This is a genomic window from Sulfurimonas sp. HSL-3221, from assembly GCF_021044585.1.
GTDB classification, from domain to species: Bacteria; Campylobacterota; Campylobacteria; order Campylobacterales; family Sulfurimonadaceae; genus Thiomicrolovo; species Thiomicrolovo sulfuroxydans.
Map to the genome: position 1 here is coordinate 458,893 of NZ_CP087998.1, position 21,781 is coordinate 480,673.

At 56.8% G+C, this 21,781-nt stretch carries 25 protein-coding genes; 13 read left to right on the forward strand and 12 right to left on the reverse strand.

All coding sequences use genetic code 11. The features are described from left to right. The first annotated feature begins 22 nt into the window (after nt 1-22). The 5 genes from gpmI (at nt 23) to accA (ending at nt 5,000) form a co-directional block, all read left to right on the forward strand. Nucleotides 23-1,498, forward strand: a complete 1,476-nt coding sequence (gene gpmI / locus LOH54_RS02295) for a 2,3-bisphosphoglycerate-independent phosphoglycerate mutase (RefSeq protein ID WP_231020179.1) — start codon at nt 23-25, stop codon at nt 1,496-1,498. A 171-nt stretch (nt 1,499-1,669) separates the two neighbouring features. Then, on the forward strand, nt 1,670-2,416 hold the full coding sequence (gene fabG / locus LOH54_RS02300; RefSeq protein ID WP_231020180.1) for a 3-oxoacyl-ACP reductase FabG: 747 nt from the start codon (nt 1,670-1,672) through the stop codon (nt 2,414-2,416). 88 nt (nt 2,417-2,504) lie between these two features. After that, on the forward strand, nt 2,505-2,735 hold the full coding sequence (acpP, locus tag LOH54_RS02305; RefSeq protein ID WP_231020181.1) for an acyl carrier protein: 231 nt from the start codon (nt 2,505-2,507) through the stop codon (nt 2,733-2,735). Nucleotides 2,736-2,825: 90 nt separating this feature from the next. Beyond that, on the forward strand, nt 2,826-4,052 hold the full coding sequence (locus tag LOH54_RS02310) for a beta-ketoacyl-ACP synthase II (RefSeq protein WP_231020182.1): 1,227 nt from the start codon (nt 2,826-2,828) through the stop codon (nt 4,050-4,052). 9 nt (nt 4,053-4,061) lie between these two features. Then, nucleotides 4,062-5,000 (forward strand): acetyl-CoA carboxylase carboxyl transferase subunit alpha, encoded by a 939-nt coding sequence (gene accA, locus LOH54_RS02315; protein WP_231020183.1) that lies wholly within the window; start codon nt 4,062-4,064, stop codon nt 4,998-5,000. Between the two features lie 252 nt (nt 5,001-5,252). Here accA and LOH54_RS02320 read toward each other — a convergent pair whose 3' ends face one another. Genes LOH54_RS02320 through rpe form a run of 3 tightly spaced genes read right to left on the reverse strand, consistent with a single transcriptional unit; the run spans nt 5,253 to nt 7,277 of the window. Beyond that, a complete protein-coding gene (locus tag LOH54_RS02320) occupies nt 5,253-6,044 on the reverse strand; it encodes a 3'-5' exonuclease (protein ID WP_231020184.1) in 792 nt (263 codons plus the stop codon). Further along, entirely contained in the window at nt 6,041-6,628 is a 588-nt protein-coding gene (locus LOH54_RS02325) for a phosphoribosylanthranilate isomerase (protein WP_231020185.1), read from the reverse strand. The genes LOH54_RS02320 and LOH54_RS02325 overlap by 4 nt, the downstream gene beginning before the upstream one ends. 7 nt (nt 6,629-6,635) lie before the next feature. Then, nucleotides 6,636-7,277 (reverse strand): ribulose-phosphate 3-epimerase, encoded by a 642-nt coding sequence (gene rpe, locus LOH54_RS02330; RefSeq protein WP_231020186.1) that lies wholly within the window; start codon nt 7,275-7,277, stop codon nt 6,636-6,638. Between the two features lie 153 nt (nt 7,278-7,430). Between rpe and rpmB the strand changes: the two genes are divergently transcribed. The 3 genes from rpmB to argJ are packed head-to-tail and all read left to right on the forward strand — an operon-like array spanning nt 7,431 to nt 9,961. After that, nucleotides 7,431-7,622 carry a 50S ribosomal protein L28 gene (gene rpmB / locus LOH54_RS02335; protein WP_231020187.1) on the forward strand — a complete coding sequence of 64 codons (192 nt, stop codon included), beginning with the start codon at nt 7,431-7,433 and terminating at the stop codon, nt 7,620-7,622. A 28-nt stretch (nt 7,623-7,650) separates the two neighbouring features. After that, nucleotides 7,651-8,781, forward strand: coding sequence for a potassium channel family protein (locus tag LOH54_RS02340; RefSeq protein WP_231020188.1), 1,131 nt, complete (start codon nt 7,651-7,653; stop codon nt 8,779-8,781). Continuing rightward, nucleotides 8,774-9,961, forward strand: coding sequence for a bifunctional glutamate N-acetyltransferase/amino-acid acetyltransferase ArgJ (gene argJ / locus LOH54_RS02345; RefSeq protein WP_231020189.1), 1,188 nt, complete (start codon nt 8,774-8,776; stop codon nt 9,959-9,961). Before LOH54_RS02340 ends, argJ begins: the two co-directional genes overlap by 8 nt. Before the next feature lie 39 nt (nt 9,962-10,000). On the opposite strand, the gene LOH54_RS02350 is transcribed toward argJ, so the two are convergent. From LOH54_RS02350 to LOH54_RS02375, 6 genes are all read right to left on the reverse strand, one after another. Next, nucleotides 10,001-10,624, reverse strand: coding sequence for a hypothetical protein (locus tag LOH54_RS02350; RefSeq protein ID WP_231020190.1), 624 nt, complete (start codon nt 10,622-10,624; stop codon nt 10,001-10,003). 139 nt (nt 10,625-10,763) lie between these two features. Then, on the reverse strand, nt 10,764-11,384 hold the full coding sequence (locus LOH54_RS02355) for a trimeric intracellular cation channel family protein (protein ID WP_231020191.1): 621 nt from the start codon (nt 11,382-11,384) through the stop codon (nt 10,764-10,766). A 12-nt stretch (nt 11,385-11,396) separates the two neighbouring features. Then, nucleotides 11,397-11,933, reverse strand: a complete 537-nt coding sequence (locus LOH54_RS02360; RefSeq protein WP_231020192.1) for a gamma carbonic anhydrase family protein — start codon at nt 11,931-11,933, stop codon at nt 11,397-11,399. A gap of 24 nt (nt 11,934-11,957) precedes the next feature. Then, nucleotides 11,958-14,051, reverse strand: coding sequence for an RNA degradosome polyphosphate kinase (locus tag LOH54_RS02365; RefSeq protein WP_231020193.1), 2,094 nt, complete (start codon nt 14,049-14,051; stop codon nt 11,958-11,960). A 63-nt stretch (nt 14,052-14,114) separates the two neighbouring features. After that, the gene (locus LOH54_RS02370; protein WP_231020194.1) at nt 14,115-14,993 is read right to left on the reverse strand and encodes a DMT family transporter; all 879 of its coding nucleotides are present in this window, start codon (nt 14,991-14,993) and stop codon (nt 14,115-14,117) included. Continuing rightward, nucleotides 14,990-16,147 carry a glycosyltransferase family 4 protein gene (locus tag LOH54_RS02375; protein WP_231020195.1) on the reverse strand — a complete coding sequence of 386 codons (1,158 nt, stop codon included), beginning with the start codon at nt 16,145-16,147 and terminating at the stop codon, nt 14,990-14,992. The genes LOH54_RS02370 and LOH54_RS02375 overlap by 4 nt, the downstream gene beginning before the upstream one ends. A gap of 285 nt (nt 16,148-16,432) precedes the next feature. Between LOH54_RS02375 and LOH54_RS02380 the strand changes: the two genes are divergently transcribed. The 4 genes from LOH54_RS02380 to LOH54_RS02395 all read left to right on the forward strand — a co-directional run bounded on the left by LOH54_RS02380 (nt 16,433) and on the right by LOH54_RS02395 (nt 19,224). After that, nucleotides 16,433-16,759 carry a hypothetical protein gene (locus LOH54_RS02380; protein ID WP_231020196.1) on the forward strand — a complete coding sequence of 109 codons (327 nt, stop codon included), beginning with the start codon at nt 16,433-16,435 and terminating at the stop codon, nt 16,757-16,759. A 295-nt stretch (nt 16,760-17,054) separates the two neighbouring features. Next, on the forward strand, nt 17,055-17,459 hold the full coding sequence (locus LOH54_RS02385) for a hypothetical protein (protein ID WP_231020197.1): 405 nt from the start codon (nt 17,055-17,057) through the stop codon (nt 17,457-17,459). A gap of 104 nt (nt 17,460-17,563) precedes the next feature. Beyond that, complete coding sequence (locus LOH54_RS02390) at nt 17,564-18,493, forward strand: hypothetical protein (protein WP_231020198.1); 930 nt, start codon at nt 17,564-17,566, stop codon at nt 18,491-18,493. Then, nucleotides 18,493-19,224 (forward strand): C39 family peptidase, encoded by a 732-nt coding sequence (locus tag LOH54_RS02395; protein WP_231020199.1) that lies wholly within the window; start codon nt 18,493-18,495, stop codon nt 19,222-19,224. The genes LOH54_RS02390 and LOH54_RS02395 overlap by 1 nt, the downstream gene beginning before the upstream one ends. Nucleotides 19,225-19,257: 33 nt before the next feature. On the opposite strand, the gene LOH54_RS02400 is transcribed toward LOH54_RS02395, so the two are convergent. After that, nucleotides 19,258-19,851 (reverse strand): outer membrane beta-barrel protein, encoded by a 594-nt coding sequence (locus LOH54_RS02400; protein ID WP_231020200.1) that lies wholly within the window; start codon nt 19,849-19,851, stop codon nt 19,258-19,260. 147 nt (nt 19,852-19,998) lie between these two features. On the opposite strand from LOH54_RS02400, the gene LOH54_RS02405 reads away from it, so the two are divergent. Then, nucleotides 19,999-20,388, forward strand: coding sequence for a PaaI family thioesterase (locus LOH54_RS02405; RefSeq protein WP_231020201.1), 390 nt, complete (start codon nt 19,999-20,001; stop codon nt 20,386-20,388). 4 nt (nt 20,389-20,392) lie between these two features. On the opposite strand, the gene LOH54_RS02410 is transcribed toward LOH54_RS02405, so the two are convergent. Continuing rightward, nucleotides 20,393-20,614, reverse strand: a complete 222-nt coding sequence (locus LOH54_RS02410) for a hypothetical protein (RefSeq protein ID WP_231020202.1) — start codon at nt 20,612-20,614, stop codon at nt 20,393-20,395. Nucleotides 20,615-20,622: 8 nt separating this feature from the next. Then, entirely contained in the window at nt 20,623-20,856 is a 234-nt protein-coding gene (locus tag LOH54_RS02415; protein WP_231020203.1) for a hypothetical protein, read from the reverse strand. Nucleotides 20,857-21,781: the final 925 nt, after the last annotated feature.

Here is a 21,781-nt window from a genome sequence, read left to right on the forward strand (position 1 = left end):
AGACCCTTCGTGAAGGATTTTTATGGGACAAAAGACTGTACTCGTAATTACGGACGGGGTCGGCTACAGCCAACGGACGGAAGCGAACGCTTTTTACCATGCCCAAAAGCCGACCTATGAGAAACTCTTCGCCGAAGTACCCCACGCGCTGATCGACACCTTCGGTCTCAGCGTCGGCCTGCCCGAGGGGCAGATGGGGAACTCGGAAGTGGGGCATATGACCATCGGGAGCGGCCGCGTACTCTACCAGGACCTGGTCAAGATATCCCTCGCCGTCGCCGAGGGCACCCTGGCGGGTAACCCGGCCTTGACGGCGCTGCTGGACAGCTCCGACACGCTGCACCTCGTCGGCCTCTTCAGCGACGGCGGGGTCCATTCGCACCTCGACCATACGATCGCGCTGGCAAAGATCGCCGAAGCGGCGGGCAAGAAGGTGTGGCTCCACCTCATTACCGACGGGCGCGACGTCTCGCCGACGTCCGCACCGCATTACCTGGAGAAACTGCAGGAGGCGCTGAGCACGAATGTGCGCATTGCAACTATCGGCGGACGCTTCTATACGATGGACCGGGACAACCGCTGGGAGCGTGTCCAGAGCGGCTACGACGCTATCGTGACCGCACAGCCTGCCAGCGACCTTGCGCCCGCGGCCTACATCGAAGCCTCCTACGCCAGGAAAGAGACGGACGAGTTTATCGTGCCGGCGGCCTTCAACGGCTATGAGGGGATGAAAGCGGGCGATGCCGTTCTCATCACCAATTTCCGCAGCGACCGCGTCCGCGAGATCACGACGGCACTGGCTTCGCCGGCGTTCGCCGAGTTCGACCGCCCCTTCGCCGTAGCAAACCTTGCGACGATGACGGAGTATGACAAAAGCTTCACCTACCCGGTCCTCTTCCGGAAAGAGACGCCGAAAAACACCCTCGCGGAGGTGATCAGCAACCGTGGGCTTCGCCAGTTCCATACGGCGGAGACGGAGAAGTATGCCCACGTCACCTTCTTCCTCAACGGCGGGATCGACGAGCCCTATGCAAATGAAGCGCGGGTGCTTATCCCGAGTCCGAAGGTCAAGACCTACGACCTGCAGCCCGAGATGAGCGCCCCCGCGGTCGGCGATGCCGTAATGACCGCGATGGACGAAGGGTATGACTTCATCGTCGTCAACTTCGCCAACGGGGACATGGTCGGGCACACGGGTGTCTATGACGCCGCCATCAAGGCCGTCGAAGCCGTCGACCATGAACTCGGCCGCATCGTGGAGAAAGCGAAAGCGGACGATTATGCGATGGTCCTGACCTCCGACCACGGCAACTGCGAGGAGATGTGGGACGAGGAGGGCAACGTCCTCACCAACCATACCGTCGGCAAGGTCTGGGCCTTTGTCATGGCCGAAGGGGTCGACAAAGTCCACCCCGGCGGCCTCAACAACATCGCCCCGACGGTCCTCGAACTGATGGGCGTCGAAAAACCGGCCGAGATGGACGACAGCCTCTTATAGTTTGGGTACGGCATCCGAGCAAAAGCCCGGATGCCTACGCTAACGCTGTGTTCTCCTTGGCGGAGAGCCCATACCCCAAGGGTATTTCCTGCGGGGCACGCGCAGTAAACCGCGCTTATGCATGACGGCAGAGTTTCCGTAGATGTAAGTAAATTATTCAAAAGGAGTGAGATGAAATTCAGTGGTAAAAACGTATTGGTAACGGGATCGAGCCGGGGGATCGGCGCGGAGATCGCGAAAGTGCTGGCCGGCTACGGTCTGAAAGTCTGGGTCAACTACCGCAGCGGCGCGGATGCCGCCGAAGCGGTCAAAGCGGCGATTATTGCCGCGGGCGGCGAAGCGGAGACAATCGGTTTCGACGTGGCGGACGAAGCGGCCTATGTTGCGGCGATCAAGACGATCGTCGACACTGACGGTGAACTGGGCTACCTGGTTAACAACGCGGGGATCACGAACGACAAACTGGCCCTGCGCATGAAAACGGAGGAGTTTCTTTCCGTGATCAACGCCAACCTCACCTCCGCCTTTATCGGCTGCCGTGAAGCGATGAAGGTGATGCGCAAGAAGAAGCAGGGTGCCGTTGTCAACATCGCTTCCATCGTCGGTGAGACGGGCAACGCGGGGCAGACGAACTACGCGGCCTCCAAGGGCGGCCTGATCGCCATGACGAAGAGTTTTGCCATCGAAGCGGCTTCGAGCGGGCTGCGTTACAACACGGTCACACCGGGCTTTATCGCCACCGATATGACCGACGAACTCAGCGACGATATCAAGTCCAACTTTACCTCAAAAATCCCGATGGGACGCTTCGGCGAAGCGCGGGAAGTCGCGGAAGCGACGGCCTTTCTGCTCTCTGACAGCGCCTCTTATATTACGGGTGAAACCCTCAAAGTCAACGGCGGGATGAACATGGCCTAAGGCCGGAGGGGAGACCCCCCCTTCAGCGCTTTTTTTTATATTCCGTGTGCTATACTTTCGGAATTTCAAATTGGAAAGAGGAGCTATAATGGCACTTTTGGATGACATCAAAGAAGTCGTAGTTGAACAACTGAGCGTAAACCCGGACGAAGTAAAGCCGGATGCGAAATTCGTTGAAGATCTCGGAGCGGACAGCCTCGACGTCGTTGAACTGGTCATGGCACTTGAAGAAAAATTCGATATTGAAATCCCGGACGATGAAGCTGAAAAAATTCAGACAGTTCAGGATGTCGTAAACTACGTCGAAAACAAGGCGTAAGTTTCCTTTGCGGGTTTCCCGCAAAATGGTTTTGTATTGCCGTCCTCGGACGGGTATATAAAGCTATACACATATTTTTCAGGAGTTGCTGTGAGAAGAGTTGTCGTAACGGGTATGGGCATGATCAATGCTGTCGGACACAATAAAGAAGAGTCGTTTAAAGCGATGTGTGACGGCGTGAGCGGCATTGACAAAATTACCCTTTTCGATGCCGAAGCCGAAGGGCAGGGCGTTCTGATTGCCGGCGAGGTCAAAAACTTCGACCCCACAACGGTGATGGCGGCCAAAGAGGTCAAAAAAGCGGACCGTTTCATCCAGCTCGGCCTTAAGGCGGCCCAGGAAGCGATGGAAGATGCGGCCTTCAACGAAATCGAGATCGAATACGAACGTTTCGGCGTCGCCGCGGCATCCGGTATCGGAGGACTTCCGGCGATCGAGAAGAACTCCATTGTTCTTGAGACCCGCGGCCCGCGCCGTATCTCTCCTTTCTTCATTCCGAGCGCCCTGGTCAACATGCTCGGCGGTTTCGTTTCCATCGAGCATGGTCTGAAAGGCCCCAATGTCGCGGCGGTCACGGCCTGTGCGGCGGGAACCCACTCCATCAGCGAAGCGGCGAAGACGATCATCTGCAACGGTGCGGACCGTATGCTCGTCGTCGCGGCGGAATCTGCGGTCACCGGTGTCGGTATCGGCGGTTTTGCCTCCATGAAAGCGCTCTCCACGCGCAACGACGACCCGCAAACGGCCTCCCGTCCCTTTGACGCGGAGCGCGACGGTTTTGTCATGGGTGAAGGTGCGGCAGCGCTCGTCCTCGAAGAGTACGATGCGGCCGTTGCCCGCGGCGCGAAAATCTACGGGGAGCTGATCGGTTTCGGCGAGAGCGGCGATGCAAGCCACATTACGAGCCCGAGCATGGACGGCCCGCTGCGCGCGATGAAAGCGGCGATGACGATGGCCGGCAACCCGAAAGTCGACTACGTCAATGCCCACGGTACATCCACACCGACGAACGACAAGAACGAAACGGCGGCACTCAAAGAGCTCTTCGGCGGCAAAGAGAACTGCCCGCCGGTGACATCTACCAAGGGCCAGACGGGCCACTGTCTTGGCGCGGCCGGTGGTATCGAAGCGGTCGTCTGCCTTATGGCGATGCAAGAGGGTATCATCCCGCCGACGATCAACCACATCAACCCGGATGAGAACTGCGATCTGGACATCGTTCCGAACGCGGCGCGCAAAGCTGAAATGAACATTGTCATGAGCAACTCCTTCGGTTTCGGCGGCACCAACGGCGTCGTTATCTTCAAGAAGCTCTAAGGTCCGGCATTGGCTACCTACCTCGATTTTGAGCAGAAGATCCAGCAGATCCAGGAAGAGATCGTCAGCGCCGAGGTGCGCCACGACCTCCACGCCGTCGAGATCCTGAAAAAAGATCTGGAGAAAGAGGTCAGTAAAACCTACAAGAACCTCTCGCCTTACCAGGAGCTCCAGCTGGCGCGTCACCCCGACCGCCCCTACGCGCTCGATTACATCAACCTGCTGCTCGAAGACAAATACGAACTGCACGGCGACCGCCACTTCCGCGACGATGCGGCGATCCTCTGCTACATGGGCTACATCGACGGTCAGCGTGTCATGGTCATTGGCGAACAGAAGGGACGCGGGACGAAGAACAAGCTCAAGCGCAACTTCGGGATGCCGCACCCGGAAGGGTACCGCAAGGCGCTGCGCTGCGCCCAGTTGGCAGACAAGTTCAATATCCCAGTGGTCATGCTCATCGACACCCCGGGCGCCTACCCGGGACTGGGTGCCGAAGAGCGTAACCAGAGTGAAGCGATCTCCCGCAACCTGCTGGAACTCTCCAAACTGGAAACGATCACGATCTCTATCGTTATCGGCGAGGGAGGCAGCGGCGGCGCCCTGGCCATCGGCGTTGCCGACCGGCTGGCGATGATGCGCTACTCCGTTTTCAGCGTCATCTCTCCGGAAGGGTGTTCCGCGATTCTCTGGAACGATCCGGCCAAGGCGGAAGCGGCGACGAAGGCGCTTAAGATCACGAGCAGCGACCTCAAAGAGCTCGACCTGATCGATGACGTCATCGACGAGCCGCTTATCGGGGCGCACCGCGACAAGTCTGGGGCGGCGGACGCGATGAAAGGCTACATTCTCGAGCGGATCAACGAGCTCTCTAATTTCAGCGGTTCCGAACGCCGCCACAAGCGCTATGACCGCCTGACGGGTATGGGCGCTTACTCCGAAAACTAATCCAGCAAACTTTCTTTTTTTAATTGGAGCGGCTTGGCCGCGCCATGCTCTCTATTTTCTTTAACTGTTTTGTTCCCCTTCTTTTTTGCTTATCCAAAAAAGAAGCCGAACCGGGAAGAAAAAAGGATAAAAGGCTGCGCCCTGGAAGAAATACTCTCGGAGTGCGCTTTCGGGACATGCCAATCCCCGGTGATCCTCCTGATACGCTAATGACCGTTTCGGAATCAACAATTTAGATTTTTTGGAAAGTGTTTAGGCTTCGGGGGCTGTCTGTTCCGGGGGCTGGGGCGGGAATTTCGGGCGTTTGAGGCGTTTGGCCTTCTTGGAGAAGGTGATGAGCTCCTCAACGGTTTGGATCTCGGTTGGGATGCATTTTAGGGTGCGTTTGAAGAGCTTTGCCGTCGTCATCGCGTCGGAGAGGGCGCGGTGGTGGGTCGCCTCTTTGTAGAGTTCGAGCTGTTCGTTCAGGAACGCCAGGCCGTAGCGATAGGAGCTGATGGTGCGCTCGGCGAGGTCGATGGTGCAGAGGCTGCGATTGAGCAGGGGCGCCATCCCGACGCGCTCCATCATTTTCGAAGTGAACTGAAAGTCGAATTTGACGTCGTGGCCGACGAAGATGTCGTTGCCCAGGAACAGTTTGAAGTCCGACAGCACTTCCCGCAGGCCAGGTGCATCCTGGGTGTCCTCCTCCGCGATGCCGGTGATCTCGGTGATGTGCCCCGAGATATGGTCGCACCGCACCAGGCTCTCAAAACGGTCGATGATGTGGAGGTTCTGCACCTTGACGGCGCCGATCTCGATGATCTGGTGTTTGTCCGGCTTGGAGCCGTTGGTCTCAATGTCGACGATGCAGAAGGTCGCCGCCGAGAGGAGCTGGTCGCAGCTTTGGGGGTAGTAGCGCGTGCCGTCGCGGCTGACGAGTTCGAGCCCCTGTGCGCGCATCAGTTCGACGGCCAGTTCGGCGCTCTCGCCGGTCAGCTGCTCGATCTGGTAGGCTGTCAGCCCTTCGCAGAGCTTCTGGGGGAGTTGGGAGGCTTCGATCATGCTTTGGCCTTTGCAATAAACAGGCCAACCTTCTTCGGGTCTTTTTTCCCCTTGGATGCTTCGACGCCGCTGCTGACATCGAGGGCGTAGAAGCCGTAGGGGAGACACTCTTCGACGTTATCGGGGGAGAGCCCGCCGGCGAGGATGATCTTTGAACAGTCGACCCCGTCGAACCACTCGAGGTTGAGCCGCTTGCCCATACCCCCGTAGGCGTCGCAATAGGCATCGACGAGGCGGTACTCGTCCGCGTGCGCTTTGACGTCTTCGGGGCTCTGTGCACGGATCACACGGACAAAGGGGCACTCCAGGGCGTCAAAGAGCTCCTGGGGGGCATCAAAATGGATCTGGGCCAGGGTGATGCCGCTCGTCTTGGCCGCCGCGTTGATGGCCGGGGCTTCCTCGTTGACGAAGAGACCGACTTTTTCGACAAAGGGTGGCAGCCTGCGGATGATCGCCGCGGCCGCCTCGGGGGTGATATGGCGCGGCGAGGGGGGATAGAAAACAAAACCGAGCGCGTCGGCCCCGGCATCGATCGCGCTCATGGCGTCTTCATAGGAGGTGATGCCGCAGATCTTGACGCGCACGGAAGGCTCAGACTTTCAGGCTGCCGATGGCCGCTTCGAGGCCGTCTGCGTGTTTGAAGACGTAGCTGCCGGCGACGCAGACGTCGACGCCCGCCGCTTTGAGCGCGCCGATGTTCGCGTCGTTGACCCCGCCGTCGACTTCGATCATGCAGTCGGGGTTGATGCGGTCGCGCAGGTCGCGCAGACGGCGGAGCTTTTCATAGACATCGATGAACTTCTGGCCGCCGAAACCGGGGTTGACGCTCATGACGAGAACCATGTCGATGTAGGGCAGCAGGTACTCGAGGCTTTCGGCCGGCGTGTGCGGGTTGAGGACGATGGCGGGTTTGATGCCGAGGCTGCGGATGTACTGGGCCAGGCGGTGGGGGTGTTTCTCCTCTTCGATGTGGAAGGAGATGTATTCGGGCTTCAGCGGGGCGAAGAGGTCGACAAAGAAGGTGTTGTTTTCGACCATCAGGTGGATGTCGAGGGGTTTGGTGGCTGCCGCGGCGACGGCGGAGACGACGACGGGCCCGATGGTGAGGTTCGGTACGAAATGGCCGTCCATGACGTCGACGTGCACGAGGTCGCAGCCGGCGTCGCAGATCGCCTTGACGTCGCGCGCGAGGCTGCCGAAATCGGCGGAGAGAATACTGGGGGCTACAAGCATTGAGCTACCCTTTCTTTTTTTTGCCATTTTATCCAAATAGTGTGTGCATTGCGATAAAATGTCGGTACGCACCGTGCTAGCGTGGTTATTTAAGGAACTCTTTTGATTTTAGAGGATATAATGCGCCACTAAATTTACGCAAGGAGCCTACAAATGGCAAGAAAATGTGCTATTAGCGGTAAGGGCCCAATGAGCGGGAACAACGTTTCTCACGCGAAAAATCGCACGAAAAGACGTTTCATGCCTAATCTTCGCACCGTCCGCGTCCAGATGGAAGACGGTACGACTAAGAAGATTAAGATCTCTGCTTCTGAGCTTCGTACTATGAAGAAAAAACAGGCGTAACTCCCTTACGCCGACAACTGAGCGCCGTTTGAATCTGATCCAAAAGATTCGCGCCTTTCTTCATTGGGAGACTCCTCCCAAACCCCAATACGATCTACTTCCCGATATTTACAGCCACCTCAAACCGTTTCGTCTGCCGCTGATTTTTACGGCAATCATCATGTTCCTCGGCACCATCGGCTACATGGTGATAGACGATTTTTCGCTGATAGACGCCATCTACCAGACGGGGATCACCTTTACGACGGTCGGCTTCGGGGAGATCGCCCCCATTTCCGATGCGGGGAGGCTCTTTACGATCACGCTGATCATTACCGGTTTCGCCGTCTTCTCGATGGCGGTCGGTATTCTCGTCAACGAGATCAACCGCGGGAACATCTATAAAACCATAAAGGAGCGGGACATGCTCTACAAGATCGCGCGCTTGAAAAAGCATTTTGTCATCTGCTACCACAACGATTACACCATCGAAGTCACGAAGGAGCTGCGCCGCTCGCACATCCCCTTCGTCGTGATCGATCCCCGCGAGGAGATCGAAGCGTGGGCGAAACAGCACAAGTACCCCTATTTCCTCCGCGAAGAGCCCCATACGGAGGTGGCGATGCTCAAGGCGCACCTGAGCTCGGCGAGCGGGATGATCACCCTGTCGCCGCTGATCGCGGACAACATCGCGATCATTGCGTCGGTGCGTCTGTTTGAGAAGGAGCACCACCTCCCGCGGCCCTACAACCTGATCAGCTCGGCTGAGACGATGAGTGACGTCGAGAAGCTGAAAAAGCTGGGGGCCGACACCGTCGTCTCCCCGACGAAGCTGACGGCGCAGCGCATCACCTCCATGGCAGCGCGCCCGGATATGGAGAACCTCCTCGAGGAGTTCCTCTACCGCAGCGACACCCCGCTGGACATGGAGGAGATCTTCGTGCCCAAATACAGCTGGATGGTCCTCAACCGCCTCAAAGAGACCCACCTCAGAGAGATTGCAAACGTTTCCGTCGTCGGGGTCACGCGCAAAGACGGCAAATTCGTCGCCATGCCCAAAGGGGACGACCTCGTCACCAGCGAGTCGAAACTGCTGGTCGTTGGCACCGAAAAGGGGATCAAAATGACCAAAGAGCTGGTGCGCCAGCGTAAAAAACCGCAGGAGTTGCGCTATGTTTGAGATGAAAAAAGTCGGCGGCGGCGTCTGCGCGCCGGAGGGGTTCTTTGCGGGGTCGGCCAGTGCCGGCCTGCGCCCGAACGGGGCGGATGACGTTGCCTTTATCTACGCCGACACCCCTTGCGAGACGGCGGCGGTCTTTACGACGAACAAGATGACGGCCGCACCGATCCGCCACTACCGGGCCAAAGGGAGCTTCAAAAGCAACTTCGTGCTGATGAACGCCAAAAATGCCAATGCGATGACGGGAGCTGCCGGGATCGCCGACATCGACGAAGTCCTCGGGGAGCTGCAGGCGCATTACGGCGTCCTTCAGAACCCGGTGATGAGTTCGACGGGGGTCATCGGTGTGCGTCTGCCCAAAGAGAAGATCACGGCGGCGGCAAAGACCTTCGACCTCGGCAGCCGGGACAGCCTGGCGGCCGCGAAAGCGATCATGACGACGGACACCTTCTACAAGATGGTGTCGACGGAGATCGTTTTGGCAGAGGGCAAGCGTTTCCGCCTCGGGGCGATCGCCAAGGGCGCGGGGATGATCAACCCCGCGATGGCGACGATGCTCTGCTTCGTGACGACCGACGCGGATGCCGAAGCGGCCGAGCTGCAGGCCTGCCTCGAGGCGGTCATCCCGACGACCTTCAACGCTGCGAGCGTCGACGGGGATACCTCCACGAATGATACGGTACTGCTCCTGTCCAACCGCAAAAGCGGTGCGTTTGATGCCGAAGCGTTCAAAACGGCCCTGCACGAGATGCTGCTGGAGCTGGCGCAGATGATGGTCAGCGACGGGGAGGGGGCGACAAAGATGGTTACCTTCCACGTCACGGGCGCCGCTAATGACGACGAGGCGGAGACGGCGGCGAAGGCGCTTTCGAACTCGCTGCTGATGAAAACGGCCATCTACGGCGAAGACCCCAACTGGGGCCGTGTCGCATCGACCATCGGCGCCAGCGGCGTCGCGTGCGACGAGGCGACACTGACGGTCAGTTTCGACGACGTCTGTGTCTATGACAAGGGGACGATCCTCTTTGATGCAGAGACGGAAAAGCTGGCGGCGGCGGTGATGAAGCGCGAACGCTTTACGATCAGCTGTGCACTTGGGATGGGCGAGGGGGCGTTTGACGCTTACGGCTGTGACCTTGGTCACGAGTATGTCAAGATCAACGCCGACTACAGAACGTAGCGGCGTTTTATAGCAGAAAGCGGCGGCCCAGCGGGCCGTCTAAAAGCGGTAGCCTGCCTTGAGAAGGGTCCGCCAGTTGTCCAGGCTGTATTTCTTCGTCGTGCCGAAATCGTTTTCGGTGGTCCATGTGCGGCGGATATCCACCCCCGCCAGGAAACTCCCCATATAGTATTTCAGACCCGCGCCGGCCTGCAGCGTGAAGAGCCAGTCGTTCGCGTTGTCGGTGGATGTCGTCGGAAACAATCCGCCTGTGGTCGTGGTCACGGGGTATTCGGTGTACATCGCGCCGATGCCGGGCCCGACGCCGAGAACGAGGTTCCGGGTGAAATGGATGAAATAGTAGGGGTTCATTTCGATCGCGGTAATGGTCACATCATCTTTATCGTAACGGCTCAGGCTCAGCTGCTGCCGCAGCAGGTTGTCGCCGGGCAGGGTGAATACGGGACAGTCGAAAGAGAATTCGACACCGTAGTTGTAGTCATCTTTGACGGAACCGTTGTCAAAATCCATCGTCCCGCCGACGGCGGCGAGCTCGATGTTGGCTTTCCAGTCCGGATCTGTAAAGATGGGCAGCAAGACGAATTTGTCCGCGGCGGTCGCCGCCGATGCGGACAGAATCGCGGTGCCGGCAAGGACACTGAGCAGTTGGGTCGTTTTCTTCATTTTTACTCCTCTCTTGAAGAAAGATGGTATGCACGATAGGGAAACTTTTTTCATTTATCATACAGAGAATCACATTTTAGTGACATTTTTCTGAAAAATTAGAAAAAGTTATCTGAACATTAGAGCAAAAGAGGGCGTATCAGCGCGGGGGAAGATCGAGGTGGGGGAGATGCCAGCCGCGGTAATGGGCGACGAGGCGGAGCACGGTGGCAAAGAGGGCGACGGCGAGGACAGCGGTGTCGTTCAGGCACCCCAGGGCGTCGAGCACGATCAGCATGACGGCGACGATGACGGCGATGGTGCCGTAAAAGTCGCTGGTCAGGATGGCGGGGACGGTATTGACGAGGACGTCGCGGGTGACCCCGCCGCCGATGGCGGTGAGGAAGCTGACGATAATGACGCCGAAGAAGTTGAACTCCGCCGCGATGCCCAGCAGGGCGCCGGTGATGCTGAAGGCGACAAGGCCTACGGTGTCGCTGATGATGAAGAGCCATTTACGCTCAAGCGCGTCCCGGCGGTAGAGGCGGAGGGCCAGGGCGATCATGACGCTGGCGATGACGGTCAGCGCCGGGTAGTAGTGGTTAAAGGCGAAGGGCGTACGGTCGAGCATGAGGTCGCGGATCACCCCGCCGCCGAGCGCCGTCAGGGAGGCGACGATGATGAGCCCCAGCAGGTCGAGCCGGTGGCGTACCCCGGCGAGGAAGCCGCTCAGGGCGAAGGCGACAATGCCGATGATGTCAGCGAGAATAAAAAAGTCCATGGTTCCGGTATTTTAGGCGCCCGCCATGCGGAAATCCTCTTTGAAGGCGACATAGCGTTCCGCCGAGGCGTAAAGCTCCTTGACCTCCTCGTCGGAGAGGGTGCGGACGACCTTGGCCGGGGAGCCCATGATCAGTGACCGGGGCGGAAAGACCTTGTTCTTCGTGACCAGCGCCCCGGCACCGACGATGGACTCCTTGCCGATGACGGCGCCGTCGAGAATGGTCGCGCTCATCCCGATCAGGCAGGCATCCTCGACCGTACAGCCGTGGAGCATGACGCGGTGGCCGATGGTGACGTCGCTGCCGATGATGGTCGGGTGGCCGTCGCTCATGTCGGGTTTTTTGTAGTGGGTGACATGGATCATGGAGAGGTCCTGGATATTCGTGCGGTCGCCGATGACGATGCGGTGCACGTCGCCGCGCACGACGCAGCCGAACCAGACGGCGCACTCCTCGCCCATGGTGACATTCCCGATGACATCCGCACTTTTCGCAATCCAGGTATTGTCACCAAGTTGAGGTTCCCATTGTTTAAAGGGGTAGGTCATTGTCGTTTCCTTGCTGTCGCGGCCTCAGCTCTCTTTGAAGAGACGGGAAGCCAGTTTGTTGATATAGGTCGTATCGCGCTTCTTCGACGATTTGTACATCTTGGTCGTATGCTGCTCGAGCAGGAGCTGGGAGTTGACCGGCGTTTCGCCGGCCTCGACCCGGCGGTAGCTTCCGTCGCTCTGGAGTTCGTGGGCAAGGACGTTGTCCGTGAGCTGGAGGGTGAGCAGCTGCAGGAGCTTCTCTTTGGACTCTTCATCCTCAATGCCCGTCATCAGTTCGATACGGCGCACGAGGTTCCGCGGCATCCAGTCGGCGCTGGAGATGTACATCTGCGGATGGCCATGTTTGAAGTAGAAGACACGGGCATGTTCGAGGTATTTTCCGATCAGCGAGGTGACCCGGATGTTCTCGCTCACCCCTTCAATGCCCGGGACGAGGCAGCAGATGCCGCGGACGATCAGGTCGACCTTGACCCCGGCTTGCGACGCTTTATAAAGCGCGCGGATGACATCCTCGTCGACGAGGGAGTTGACCTTGACGATGATGCGCCCCTCCGTTCCCATCCGGGTCTCGTTCTGGATCAGCGAGAGGATCTTCGGTTTGGTCTGGGTCGGGGACATGTAGAGCTTGTTGAGTTTCCCTTTTTTGCTGAAGCCCGTCAAAAAGTGGAAGAAGCGGGTCATGTCGTTCGTGATCGCCTCGTTGGAGGTCATGTAACTGACATCGGTATAGATCTTCGCCGTACCGGGGTTGTAGTTCCCCGTGCCCAGGTGCGCGTACTGTTTGAGCTTGTCGCCGACCTTGCGGGTGACAAGGGCGGCCTTGGCGTGGACCTTGAAGCCGGGGATGCCGTAGATGACGTGCGCCCCCGCGCTCTCCAGCGCCTTGGCCCAGATGAGGTTGTTCTCTTCGTCGAAACGCGCTTTGAGTTCGACCATGGTCGTCACCTGCTTGCCCGATTCGGCCGCCTGCATCAGGGCGTTGACGATGGGCGAGTTCGTCCCGCTGCGGTAGAGCGTCATCCGGATGGAGACGACATCGGGGTCCTTGGCCGCCGCCTGGATGAACTTGACGATGGGCTCGAAACTCTCGTAGGGGTGGTAGAGCAGGACGTCCTGTTTGTCGAGGACGGAGTAGATGCTGTCCTCGGAATCCAGCGGCGGCAGGTTCCGCGGTTTGTACGGTGCCGCGACGAGGTGCGCAAAATCCATGTTGCCGACGATCTGCCAGAGGCTGGCGAGGTTGAGCACGATCTTGAAGCGGTAGAGGTCGTCTTTGTAGACATTGGTGTGGCGGTTGAAGAAGTCGATCAGTTCGTCGTCGGCGTCGACCCCGATCTCGAGACGGACCAGCTCTCCTTTTTTGCGGAGTTTCAGCCCCTCTTCGAGCATCTCCATAAAGTCGTCCGCTTCCTCCTCCTCGATGGTAATGTCGGCATTGCGCGTGACGCGGAAGGGGGTGTACTGCAGCAGGGTGTAGCCCGGGAAGAGCTCATCGATGTGCTGGGCGACGATGCTGCCGATGGGGACGTAGATCCCGGTGCCGATCTGCACGAAACGGGGCAGGACCCGGGGGATGCGCACGAGGCCGTAGCGCTGGACGCTGGGATCGTCATTGTCCTGGAGTTTGACGATCAGGCCGAAACTGAGGTTGTTCAGGTGCGGGAAGGGGTGGGTACCGTCGACGGCGATCGGGACGATAACAGGGTAGATGTGCTCGTGGAAGTAGCGGTTCACCTCCCCCTTCTCCTGGTTGTTCAGCTCCTGGTAGCGTTTGAGAAAGATCCCCTCGTCTTTAAGGCCGGCCATGATCTCGATGAAGGTGTGCTCGACGACCTGCAGCTCCTGGTGGAGGTATTTGCGGATCTCGCGCAGCTGCTGCAGCGGGGTGAGGCGGTCGGGGCCGGAGAGGATGATCCCGGAGGTAAAGAGTTTCTTGAGACCCGCGACACGGATCATATAGAACTCGTCGAGGTTGGTGCCGTAGATGGCAAGGAACTTCAGGCGTTCAAGCAGGGGCTGCTTCTTGTCCTGCGCCTGCTGCAGCACGCGCGTATTGAACTGCAGCCAGGAGAGTTCACGGTTGAAATAGAATTTTGGGTCTTTGAGATTGGTCATTGGCGGGCTCGGGAAAAATATTGGAATGGGTTATATTATAGCGAAGAATTGTTATCGAACCGGTTACGGTTCGCGCCCCGGCGGGAGGGGACGGGTGATGAGGTAGGCCCCCAGTAGGATCGGAAGGGTGCCGAGCAGCTGTCGTGCTGTCGGGACCTCCCCCAGCGCGGGGTAGGCAAAGATCAGGGTAAAGAGCGGCATAAAGGCGATCATGGCGCTGAGTTTGGTGATGCCGATGCGGTGCAGCGCCTCGATCCAGAGGATCTTGGCCAGGACGTAGACCAGCACGGCGACGGCGGCGATGGCGGGGAGGACGTCCAGGAGCGCTGCGGCGGTGGGGAGGCCCTCGAAGAGCAGGGCGGCGCCGAAGAGCACGGGCAGGGCCGCCAGGTTGCGGAAGGCGAGGATGGTGAGGGCGCTGACCCTTTGGCGCGCCCGCTTCTGGTAGAGGTTCGCCAGGGGAGCGGTCGCGGCCGCAAGCAAAATCAGCAGGTCGCCGGGGTTGAAGGTGAAGGTCGCGGGAAAGAGGATGATCACGGCCCCCGCCCCCATTATAAAGGCGGCGAAGGTGTGCAGCGCATCGAGCTTCTCTCTGCCGGGCAGGTTAAAGTAGAGGTAGGAGAAGAAGAGCTGCAGCGTCAGGATGACGGCCATGTTCCCCGCCGTCGTATAGCGCAGTCCGATGAAAACGAGGGTGAAGAGCAGGGTAATATAAAAGGAGGTCCACAGCAGGTCGGGCAGCGCTTCCCTATCGGCAAAACCTCCGAACCCTTCCCGGGCATAGAGCAGGAGCAGCAGCACGGCGGTGGCGATAATGAGAACGAAGCCGTAGGTGTTCAGCGGGCCGATGGCCTTGACGGCGACGAGGGCGAGAATGGGGAACCAGCTCTCCAGCAGCGACAAAACGACGGCGTAGAGCTCCCCCTGGCGCTGCGGGGTCACGGCCGATGCCGATGCAGGGCGTCGCGGTGGGTCTGTACGAAGTGCGTGAACGAATCAATGATGTTGAAATGATGCATATTCTCATACCCCTGCTTCGCGTAATTTTGCCGTAGTGTAGCATTTTCAAGCAGGGCTTCCAAGGCCGCGACCCAGGCGTCGGTATCGTTGCCTTTGACGACCATACCGCCGGCGTTTCCGTCCGGGTTGACGATGCCCTGCGGCCCGCCAACGTCCGAGACAAGGCAGCAGACCCGACTGGCCTGCGCCTCCATGACGACCTGTCCCAGCGTATCGGTGACGGAGGGAAAGACGAAAAGGTCGCAGGAGGCGTAGAGACGGGAGAGGTCATCGCCGATCACCGGACCGGCGAAGATGACATCGTCCAGGGCCAGGTTGGCGCGTTTATGACGGAGGCCTCCTTCGCCGACGAGCAGCAGTTCGGCCTCGGAACCGGGGTTGTCGGCCTTGTATCGCTGCCAGACGTCGAGCAGAAAGGGGACGTTCTTCTCCTTGGAGATACGGCCGACATAGAGCACCTTCGGACCCTCTCCCGTCGCCCCGTATTCGGCAAAGACGCTGTCGCTCCTGTGCGACGGGTGGAAGCGTTTGCGGTTTGTTCCCGGCGAGAGCAGTTCGCTGCGTGCCCGCTCGATCCCGATCTCGCGTTCCATAATCTCCAGGTATTCGGTCGAGCGGGTAAAGACCCTTTTGAAGGGGCGGTAGAAGCGCGCCATCGTCCTGTCGGCGATCCGTTTGGCCCACTCCAGCCCCGTGTTGTCGCGGACATAGGCGGGGAAATCCGTATGGTAGGTCCCGAGCACGGGGAGGTTGTGCTTAGCGGCGAGCTTTTTGGCGATGACGCCGACAGGGCCGGGGGTGGAGATATGTACGATATCGGGGCGCAGCTCCCGCAGCATCCGTTCCAGGGCGCTGGCCGAGGGGTAGGCGAGGTCGAGTTCGCGGTAAAAAGGCATCGGCACCCTCCAGCGGGGCGGCAGGTTGTGGACGTTGGGAAGGTCGGGGCAGTATTTGGCTGTCGAAGCGACGATGTGAAGGTCTACATTATGTAAGAGGGCCTGTTCTCCCATATCCTGAATAAAACGGGAGACGCCGTTGAGATCACCGATGGTGTCGGTAAAAATGCAGATGCGCATGGTGTTCGCTCCAAACGAAAAGTTGGCAATCGTATCGTGCAGGCGTTTCAGAGCGGTTACAGTCGAAGGATGGCGTCACAATTGGTAATAAAATTAAAATCTTTCCAAATAATATTAATAAATAGTGTAAATAAATTATAAAAAGTTAATTTAAGTTTAAACTATTGCTATCAAGTGAATTAAATTATTAACAATCCGTTAAATTAAATTGAATTTAATAAAAAAGAAAATAATATTTTGCAGAGGACGGTTCGATGGTCTTCAAAATTTCTTAGGAGTGTATATATGAAAAAGATGATGATGGGTGTCGCAGCAGCGGCAGGTATCACTTCAGTTGCATCTGCAGCAGAACTGGCAGCTACTGATGCTCAGTTTATGTTCGGTGCAAGCAATGTAGATGCAGTTGCAATGACAGGTGCTGAAATGGTCGGAACACAAGGTCAACTGCTTGGTCTGACTATCCTTGATCCGGTTCTGAACATCGTCGGTAGCCTGCCGCTCGTCGGACCGATCGTAACTGGTCTGCTCGATACTGTTGACGGTCTTCTCGGCGGTCTGCTCGGTGGTCTGCCGCTCGTTGGTAGCCTGCTGGGTGGCGGCCTCCTCGGCTAACACACCCCTCTTACCCTTACCCTCCCTTCCGGGAGGGGTTCTTCTCCCCTTTTTTATTCTCTTTTTTGAGACACCTCTACATCCAACCAGACGAAGCCGTTATCACAAATCATTTTGAAATGATTTAAAGAAAAAGTTTTCTGTTTTTCAATGTTTTAAAAGTGATTTTGATACAAAAAGCATATTTATTAATATTTTGTTAGTTTTTTAACAAAACTTTAATGTGATAAGGTATAAAGTTTAGACAAGAACGTTAATTTAAACGCTTCAGGTATCACATCTAAAGGAGAACAAGATGAAAAAAGTGTTGGCAAGTGTTGCTATTGCAGGAATGATTACGGGCGTGAGCGCTGCAGACTTCGGTACGACAGATGCTCAGTTTATGTTCGGTCAGGAAAGTGTCAATGTTGTAACAATGAGTGGTGCAGAAATGGCACAGACAGAAGGTCAACTCCTTGAAGCACTTGGCGCGCTCGGCGCGATCCCGATTGCCGGTCCGATCCTCACTGACCTGCTCGCAAGCCTTAACCTCGGCGCGCTGCTTGGACTCGTTCCTGCGGCACTGGATGCGGCATTCCCGATTTCAGCTGACCTGGGCATTAACGTCGGTGGACTGCTGAGCATTGATACCGGTAGAGACCCGCTTACAATTGACTCCGGACTCCCGGCACTCGTCGGTGCAGTCGTCTCTTCACTGTAAGTTCCATAAGTGTGCAGGCATTTTCCTGCGCACACCCCTTTTCTGCTTTTACTTTTTAAGTTGAATCCCCCTAAAATCATGATGAAATTACACAAAGGTTATTTATGTTCAACAAAAAAGCATTATTAAGCTTTTTAAGTGCGGCGACAATGTGCTCATCGCTGCTGTATGCAGACGGGCAGACCCCGCTGAAAGTGGAAGAGCTCCTTTCAAAGAAAAATGCGTTCAACGCCGACATCTCGCTCGCGTATTCCAATATCGATCAAAAGACGGCCATGAGTACGGTCGTGCCGGTGTCGACACTGCTCTCATTCATTTATATTCCGGCCTACGCGGGTGAGCAGGTGCTCGACCAGGATGTCGTCGTTGCATCGCTGAACCTTAAATACGGTGTGACCGATTGGCTCGAACTGGTGATGTATGCCAACGGGCATAATACTTCCAGCCGCGTGCAGCTCGGCGCTGCGATTGCCAACCAGGCGGATACGGATTTCGACCACGCCGGTATCGGGGCGACATTTAGGGTCAAGGATGAAGGGGTTTATCCTTCGCTGCTGGTGGGGATATCGACCAACGTCATCGGCCGCCTGACCTTTACCGACCGCGATGTGGATGGCAACGTCATCGGGACGTCGAAGCAGGACAAGACCTTTGAATCGTTCAACGCCTACGCGCTCTCCTACTATACGGTAGACCCGGTCGTCTTCGTCTTCAAAGCGCAATACCAGTGGAGCCTGGAAGAGGACTACAAGGGTGACACGAACGACCGCCCGGACATTCTGGCGATCTCGCCGCAGGTCTATTTTGCGGTCAACCCCTACACCAACCTCAGCTGGGGGATCACCTACCGCTACCAGACGGAACAGCGCTATAACGGCAAAGTGGAAACGATCGCGGAGTCGTCCATTGGGTACAACATCGGTGTGAGCTACGAGATCTCGAGGGGGAACATCATCTCCCTGGACGCCAGCAACAACGAAACGGCCACTTATAGCCAGAATACGATCAATCTCATCTTCTCAAAGCGGTTCTGATGAAACGGGCACTTCAGGCACTCTTGCCGGCACTCGTGCTGCTCACGGCGGCAACATCGGCCGAGGCCGCCCTCGGCGGACCTGCCGGAAAAGAGGAAGTAAAAACCGCCATGCCGATCATCGAGCGGGAGTATACGGTACGGGTTCCGGTGAAGAGCTGGAGCGAGCTGAAAGAGAAGGGGGTGGTGCGCCAGCGCTACGACTTCTCATGCGGGGCGGCGTCGATGGCGACGATCATGAACTTCTTCTACGATCAGAACGTCACCGAAAACGGGATCGTGCGATCGGTGCTGGACATGAAAGGGGTCGGCAGCGACGCCCATAAACTGGAAAAGAGCGACTTCGCGCTCTCCTTCGCGGACCTCGCCGACTACGGGCAGACCATCGGTTTCCGGGGAGTAGGTGTCGCGATGGATATCGACGCGCTGCGCAAACTGCGCATCCCGGTCATCGTCTACGTCAAGATCCGACGCTTCGAACACTTTACCGTTTTCAAAGGGATCCAGGGCGACTTTGTCTACCTGGCCGACCCGTCGTTTGGGAACATGAAGGTGAAAATGGCGAAGTTTCTCGAGATGTTCTACCAGCGCGATGACCTCAAACACCCGGGCAGGGTACTGGCCTTTATCCCGCTGGACAAAGAGAAGGTCCAGCCCGACAGGAGCTTTATGACCGTTCCCGAATCCACCGACTACCTCTACCAGTACATCGAGAACAGGATCGACCACTAGCGGCCTGCGGCATACGCGGGAGCGCATGCACGGTTAAAAGAGGAAGTTGATCCCGCCGTAGTAGCGGACGGAGGAGTCGTCCGTCGACAGCTTGTTGTAGACGGGGTAGTAATACTCGACGTCCTGCCACGTACGCCACTGAAAATCGACACCCCCCATCAGCTCCAGCTGCGGGGCGATGCGAAAGATCAACCCCATACCGACTTTGAGACTGACCTCGCCGATGCTGTCGTCGTGGGGATAGTAGTAGCTGTCAAGCTGCATCGATCCGCTGCCGATCCCCGCCTGGACAAAGGGGAAGAGGTCGGAATAGGTATCAAAGGTTTTCATGATATCCAGCCCGAGCTCGTAGAGTTCGTCATTGGTGTCGTCAAAGAGCGGCTCGTCGAATTTCTCCCCCAACAGATACCCCTGCAGCCGCCAGCCGTTGTAAAGCACGGCCCCGAACTTCAGCTCGAACCCCTTGCTCCCTATCGACGGTCTTTCATGATAGCCGCCGGCTTCGAAGTCAAATTTGTTTTCGCTGCCGAAGAGGTTCAAACCGAAATAGAGATCGGCCCGCTGCGCCCAGGCGTTGGCGGAGAGGGCACCCAGCAGCAGCGGTGTCAACAGGAGAGACTTACGCATCATAATTCCTTTGTGAATGGTTTAATTGCATCTATTATTATTCATAGTTTACAGTAAACAAGCCATGGATGGAAATGAAACGGTGGCGTCGCTGCTACGGTTTTGCTACGCTACAGCGTTACAATCTCTCCAAAAAAAGGAGGCGCAATGCAAGCCATCAAATTCCCTTTTCTGGAACACACCGGCGCGACACTGAAGCGTGCCGAGGCGGGCGAGGCGGAGGTGGAACTTCATGTCCAGCCGCACCACCTGCAGCACCTGGGTTTCGTACACGGCGGGGTCATCTCGACGCTGATGGACAACACCGGCTGGTACGCCGCCGTCTCCAACCTGGACGAAGGGTTTACGGCCGTCACGATGGAGATAAAGATCAACTACCTCAAACCCGCCTCGGGCAAGCACCTGCTGGCCTCGGCCGCCGTGAAAAGACAGGGGCGCAAGACGGCCTTCGTTACCATCGAGCTGCACGACGAAGGCAAGCTCGTCGCCTTCGCCACGGGCACCTACGCCATCATGGAAGAGCCGCAGCAGCCCTAAAATGTTACATAACGAGGTCCGAGTTGTAGTGGCACGTGAAGCACTCGGGGCGTTCGTCGAGCACCTCGGCCAGGATCTCGGCGAAATCGGGGAGCACAATGTTCCTTAGCCCCGCCTCCTGCGCTTCGACGATCTTGATCAGCTCTTCGGGCCAGTAGACGTAGGTGGTCGTGCGCGCCGCGTTTTTATAAATGTGGATTTTATCGTCGATGATGTCGTATTCCATGCGTCGCTTCAGTCCGGGGTGTTCTGCATCGCCTCGATAACGGCGTTTCTGTAGGTTTCGGCCTCGGCCATCGTCGTGTAATACCTCGTCCACACTATCCCCGCGATGATCTTGAAGTAGTAGAGCTTCTCATCCATCTTGTTGCTGTTTGCGACGTAGTTCTCATTTTCGTAGATCCCGGTGACCCCCGAGATGTTTTTGACGGCGATGACGTTGCCGTAGCTGTCCTCAAGCAGTTGCATACTCGCTCCTCTGTGTTGGCATTAAAACAATTATATATGCAAGCCCCTCTCTTGCGGACGGAATTATTGCGCACTATTTAGCACCATGCTGAAGAGATGGACATTGGTTTTTCGGAGGAAGTTTTTGCTTGGATAGGTTGAGCGGCGGGATCTGCAAAAACAGACCCTGCATGACGGACCCAATGCCTAGGATCGGTCCGACATAGGAGTGATGACTATCTGCTGCACATCGGTGAGCAGTAGTCGCATCCATCTACGGCCGGGTAGAATACTTTTGCTGCCTCAAGCGCATTCAGACAGTGTGAAAAGCCGCCAAGGAAAATTCTCTCACTCGGTAACTGTGTGCAACCCTCTTTATGAACTGCGTGTTCACCTGAATTCCCTGCTTCTTTGCTTACATAGTATTTAGCTGCCATATCTTGGTCCTTATGCTGTCAGCATAAGTGGTGAGACGTGACATATTAGTCTGTTTATTAGGGTAATCTTAGATTTTCAGCCCTAATTTTAAAGGCACAGACTAAAATATGTTTTGCGTTATAGTCTAAAACCACTTATCCTGGTTTTGATTCTGACCGGAGTGCCATTCGCAGTGGCACTCTAATCACACCTACAATGCTACTTCATTCCGAAACGGAAGCGTTGCCGTTCCAAAAATCATACCGGCTTTCAAAATTCAGTGCACATACTATTTCTACTCACCATGTAGTCAAGTACATTCATATCAATGACCCAAAATGTGGCGTGCATAAATTATTCAAGAACGTTATATTTCCCGCGCTTTGTTTTCATTCTGTGACCTAACTTTTTAGACATTCGGAGCAAGCTTTACAGATCTTTAATAATGGAGAATATTTATTATTTACAAGAGTCTGAGAGTGCTCATCTTAGTAGGTTCATATCAAGAATGTTGGGAAAGTCTCGCAAT

Bases quoted from the DNA above. Each gene is read 5' to 3' on its own strand.
- gpmI (WP_231020179.1), top strand. From the start codon at position 23: ATGGGACAAAAGACTGTACTCGTAATTACGGACGGGGTCGGCTACAGC.
- LOH54_RS02355 (WP_231020191.1), bottom strand. From the start codon at position 11,384: ATGGACTTTTTTATTCTCGCTGACATCATCGGCATTGTCGCCTTCGCC.
- LOH54_RS02410 (WP_231020202.1), bottom strand. From the start codon at position 20,614: ATGGAATACGACATCATCGACGATAAAATCCACATTTATAAAAACGCG.
- LOH54_RS02360 (WP_231020192.1), bottom strand. From the start codon at position 11,933: ATGACCTACCCCTTTAAACAATGGGAACCTCAACTTGGTGACAATACC.
- LOH54_RS02320 (WP_231020184.1), bottom strand. From the start codon at position 6,044: ATGATCGAAGCCTCCCAACTCCCCCAGAAGCTCTGCGAAGGGCTGACA.
- LOH54_RS02405 (WP_231020201.1), top strand. From the start codon at position 19,999: ATGCAAGCCATCAAATTCCCTTTTCTGGAACACACCGGCGCGACACTG.
- LOH54_RS02380 (WP_231020196.1), top strand. From the start codon at position 16,433: ATGAAAAAGATGATGATGGGTGTCGCAGCAGCGGCAGGTATCACTTCA.
- LOH54_RS02415 (WP_231020203.1), bottom strand. From the start codon at position 20,856: ATGCAACTGCTTGAGGACAGCTACGGCAACGTCATCGCCGTCAAAAAC.
- LOH54_RS02375 (WP_231020195.1), bottom strand. From the start codon at position 16,147: ATGCGCATCTGCATTTTTACCGACACCATCGGTGATCTCAACGGCGTC.
- LOH54_RS02395 (WP_231020199.1), top strand. From the start codon at position 18,493: ATGAAACGGGCACTTCAGGCACTCTTGCCGGCACTCGTGCTGCTCACG.
- LOH54_RS02350 (WP_231020190.1), bottom strand. From the start codon at position 10,624: ATGAAGAAAACGACCCAACTGCTCAGTGTCCTTGCCGGCACCGCGATT.
- argJ (WP_231020189.1), top strand. From the start codon at position 8,774: ATGTTTGAGATGAAAAAAGTCGGCGGCGGCGTCTGCGCGCCGGAGGGG.
- LOH54_RS02365 (WP_231020193.1), bottom strand. From the start codon at position 14,051: ATGACCAATCTCAAAGACCCAAAATTCTATTTCAACCGTGAACTCTCC.
- rpmB (WP_231020187.1), top strand. From the start codon at position 7,431: ATGGCAAGAAAATGTGCTATTAGCGGTAAGGGCCCAATGAGCGGGAAC.
- rpe (WP_231020186.1), bottom strand. From the start codon at position 7,277: ATGCTTGTAGCCCCCAGTATTCTCTCCGCCGATTTCGGCAGCCTCGCG.
- acpP (WP_231020181.1), top strand. From the start codon at position 2,505: ATGGCACTTTTGGATGACATCAAAGAAGTCGTAGTTGAACAACTGAGC.
- LOH54_RS02400 (WP_231020200.1), bottom strand. From the start codon at position 19,851: ATGCGTAAGTCTCTCCTGTTGACACCGCTGCTGCTGGGTGCCCTCTCC.
- LOH54_RS02385 (WP_231020197.1), top strand. From the start codon at position 17,055: ATGAAAAAAGTGTTGGCAAGTGTTGCTATTGCAGGAATGATTACGGGC.
- fabG (WP_231020180.1), top strand. From the start codon at position 1,670: ATGAAATTCAGTGGTAAAAACGTATTGGTAACGGGATCGAGCCGGGGG.
- LOH54_RS02390 (WP_231020198.1), top strand. From the start codon at position 17,564: ATGTTCAACAAAAAAGCATTATTAAGCTTTTTAAGTGCGGCGACAATG.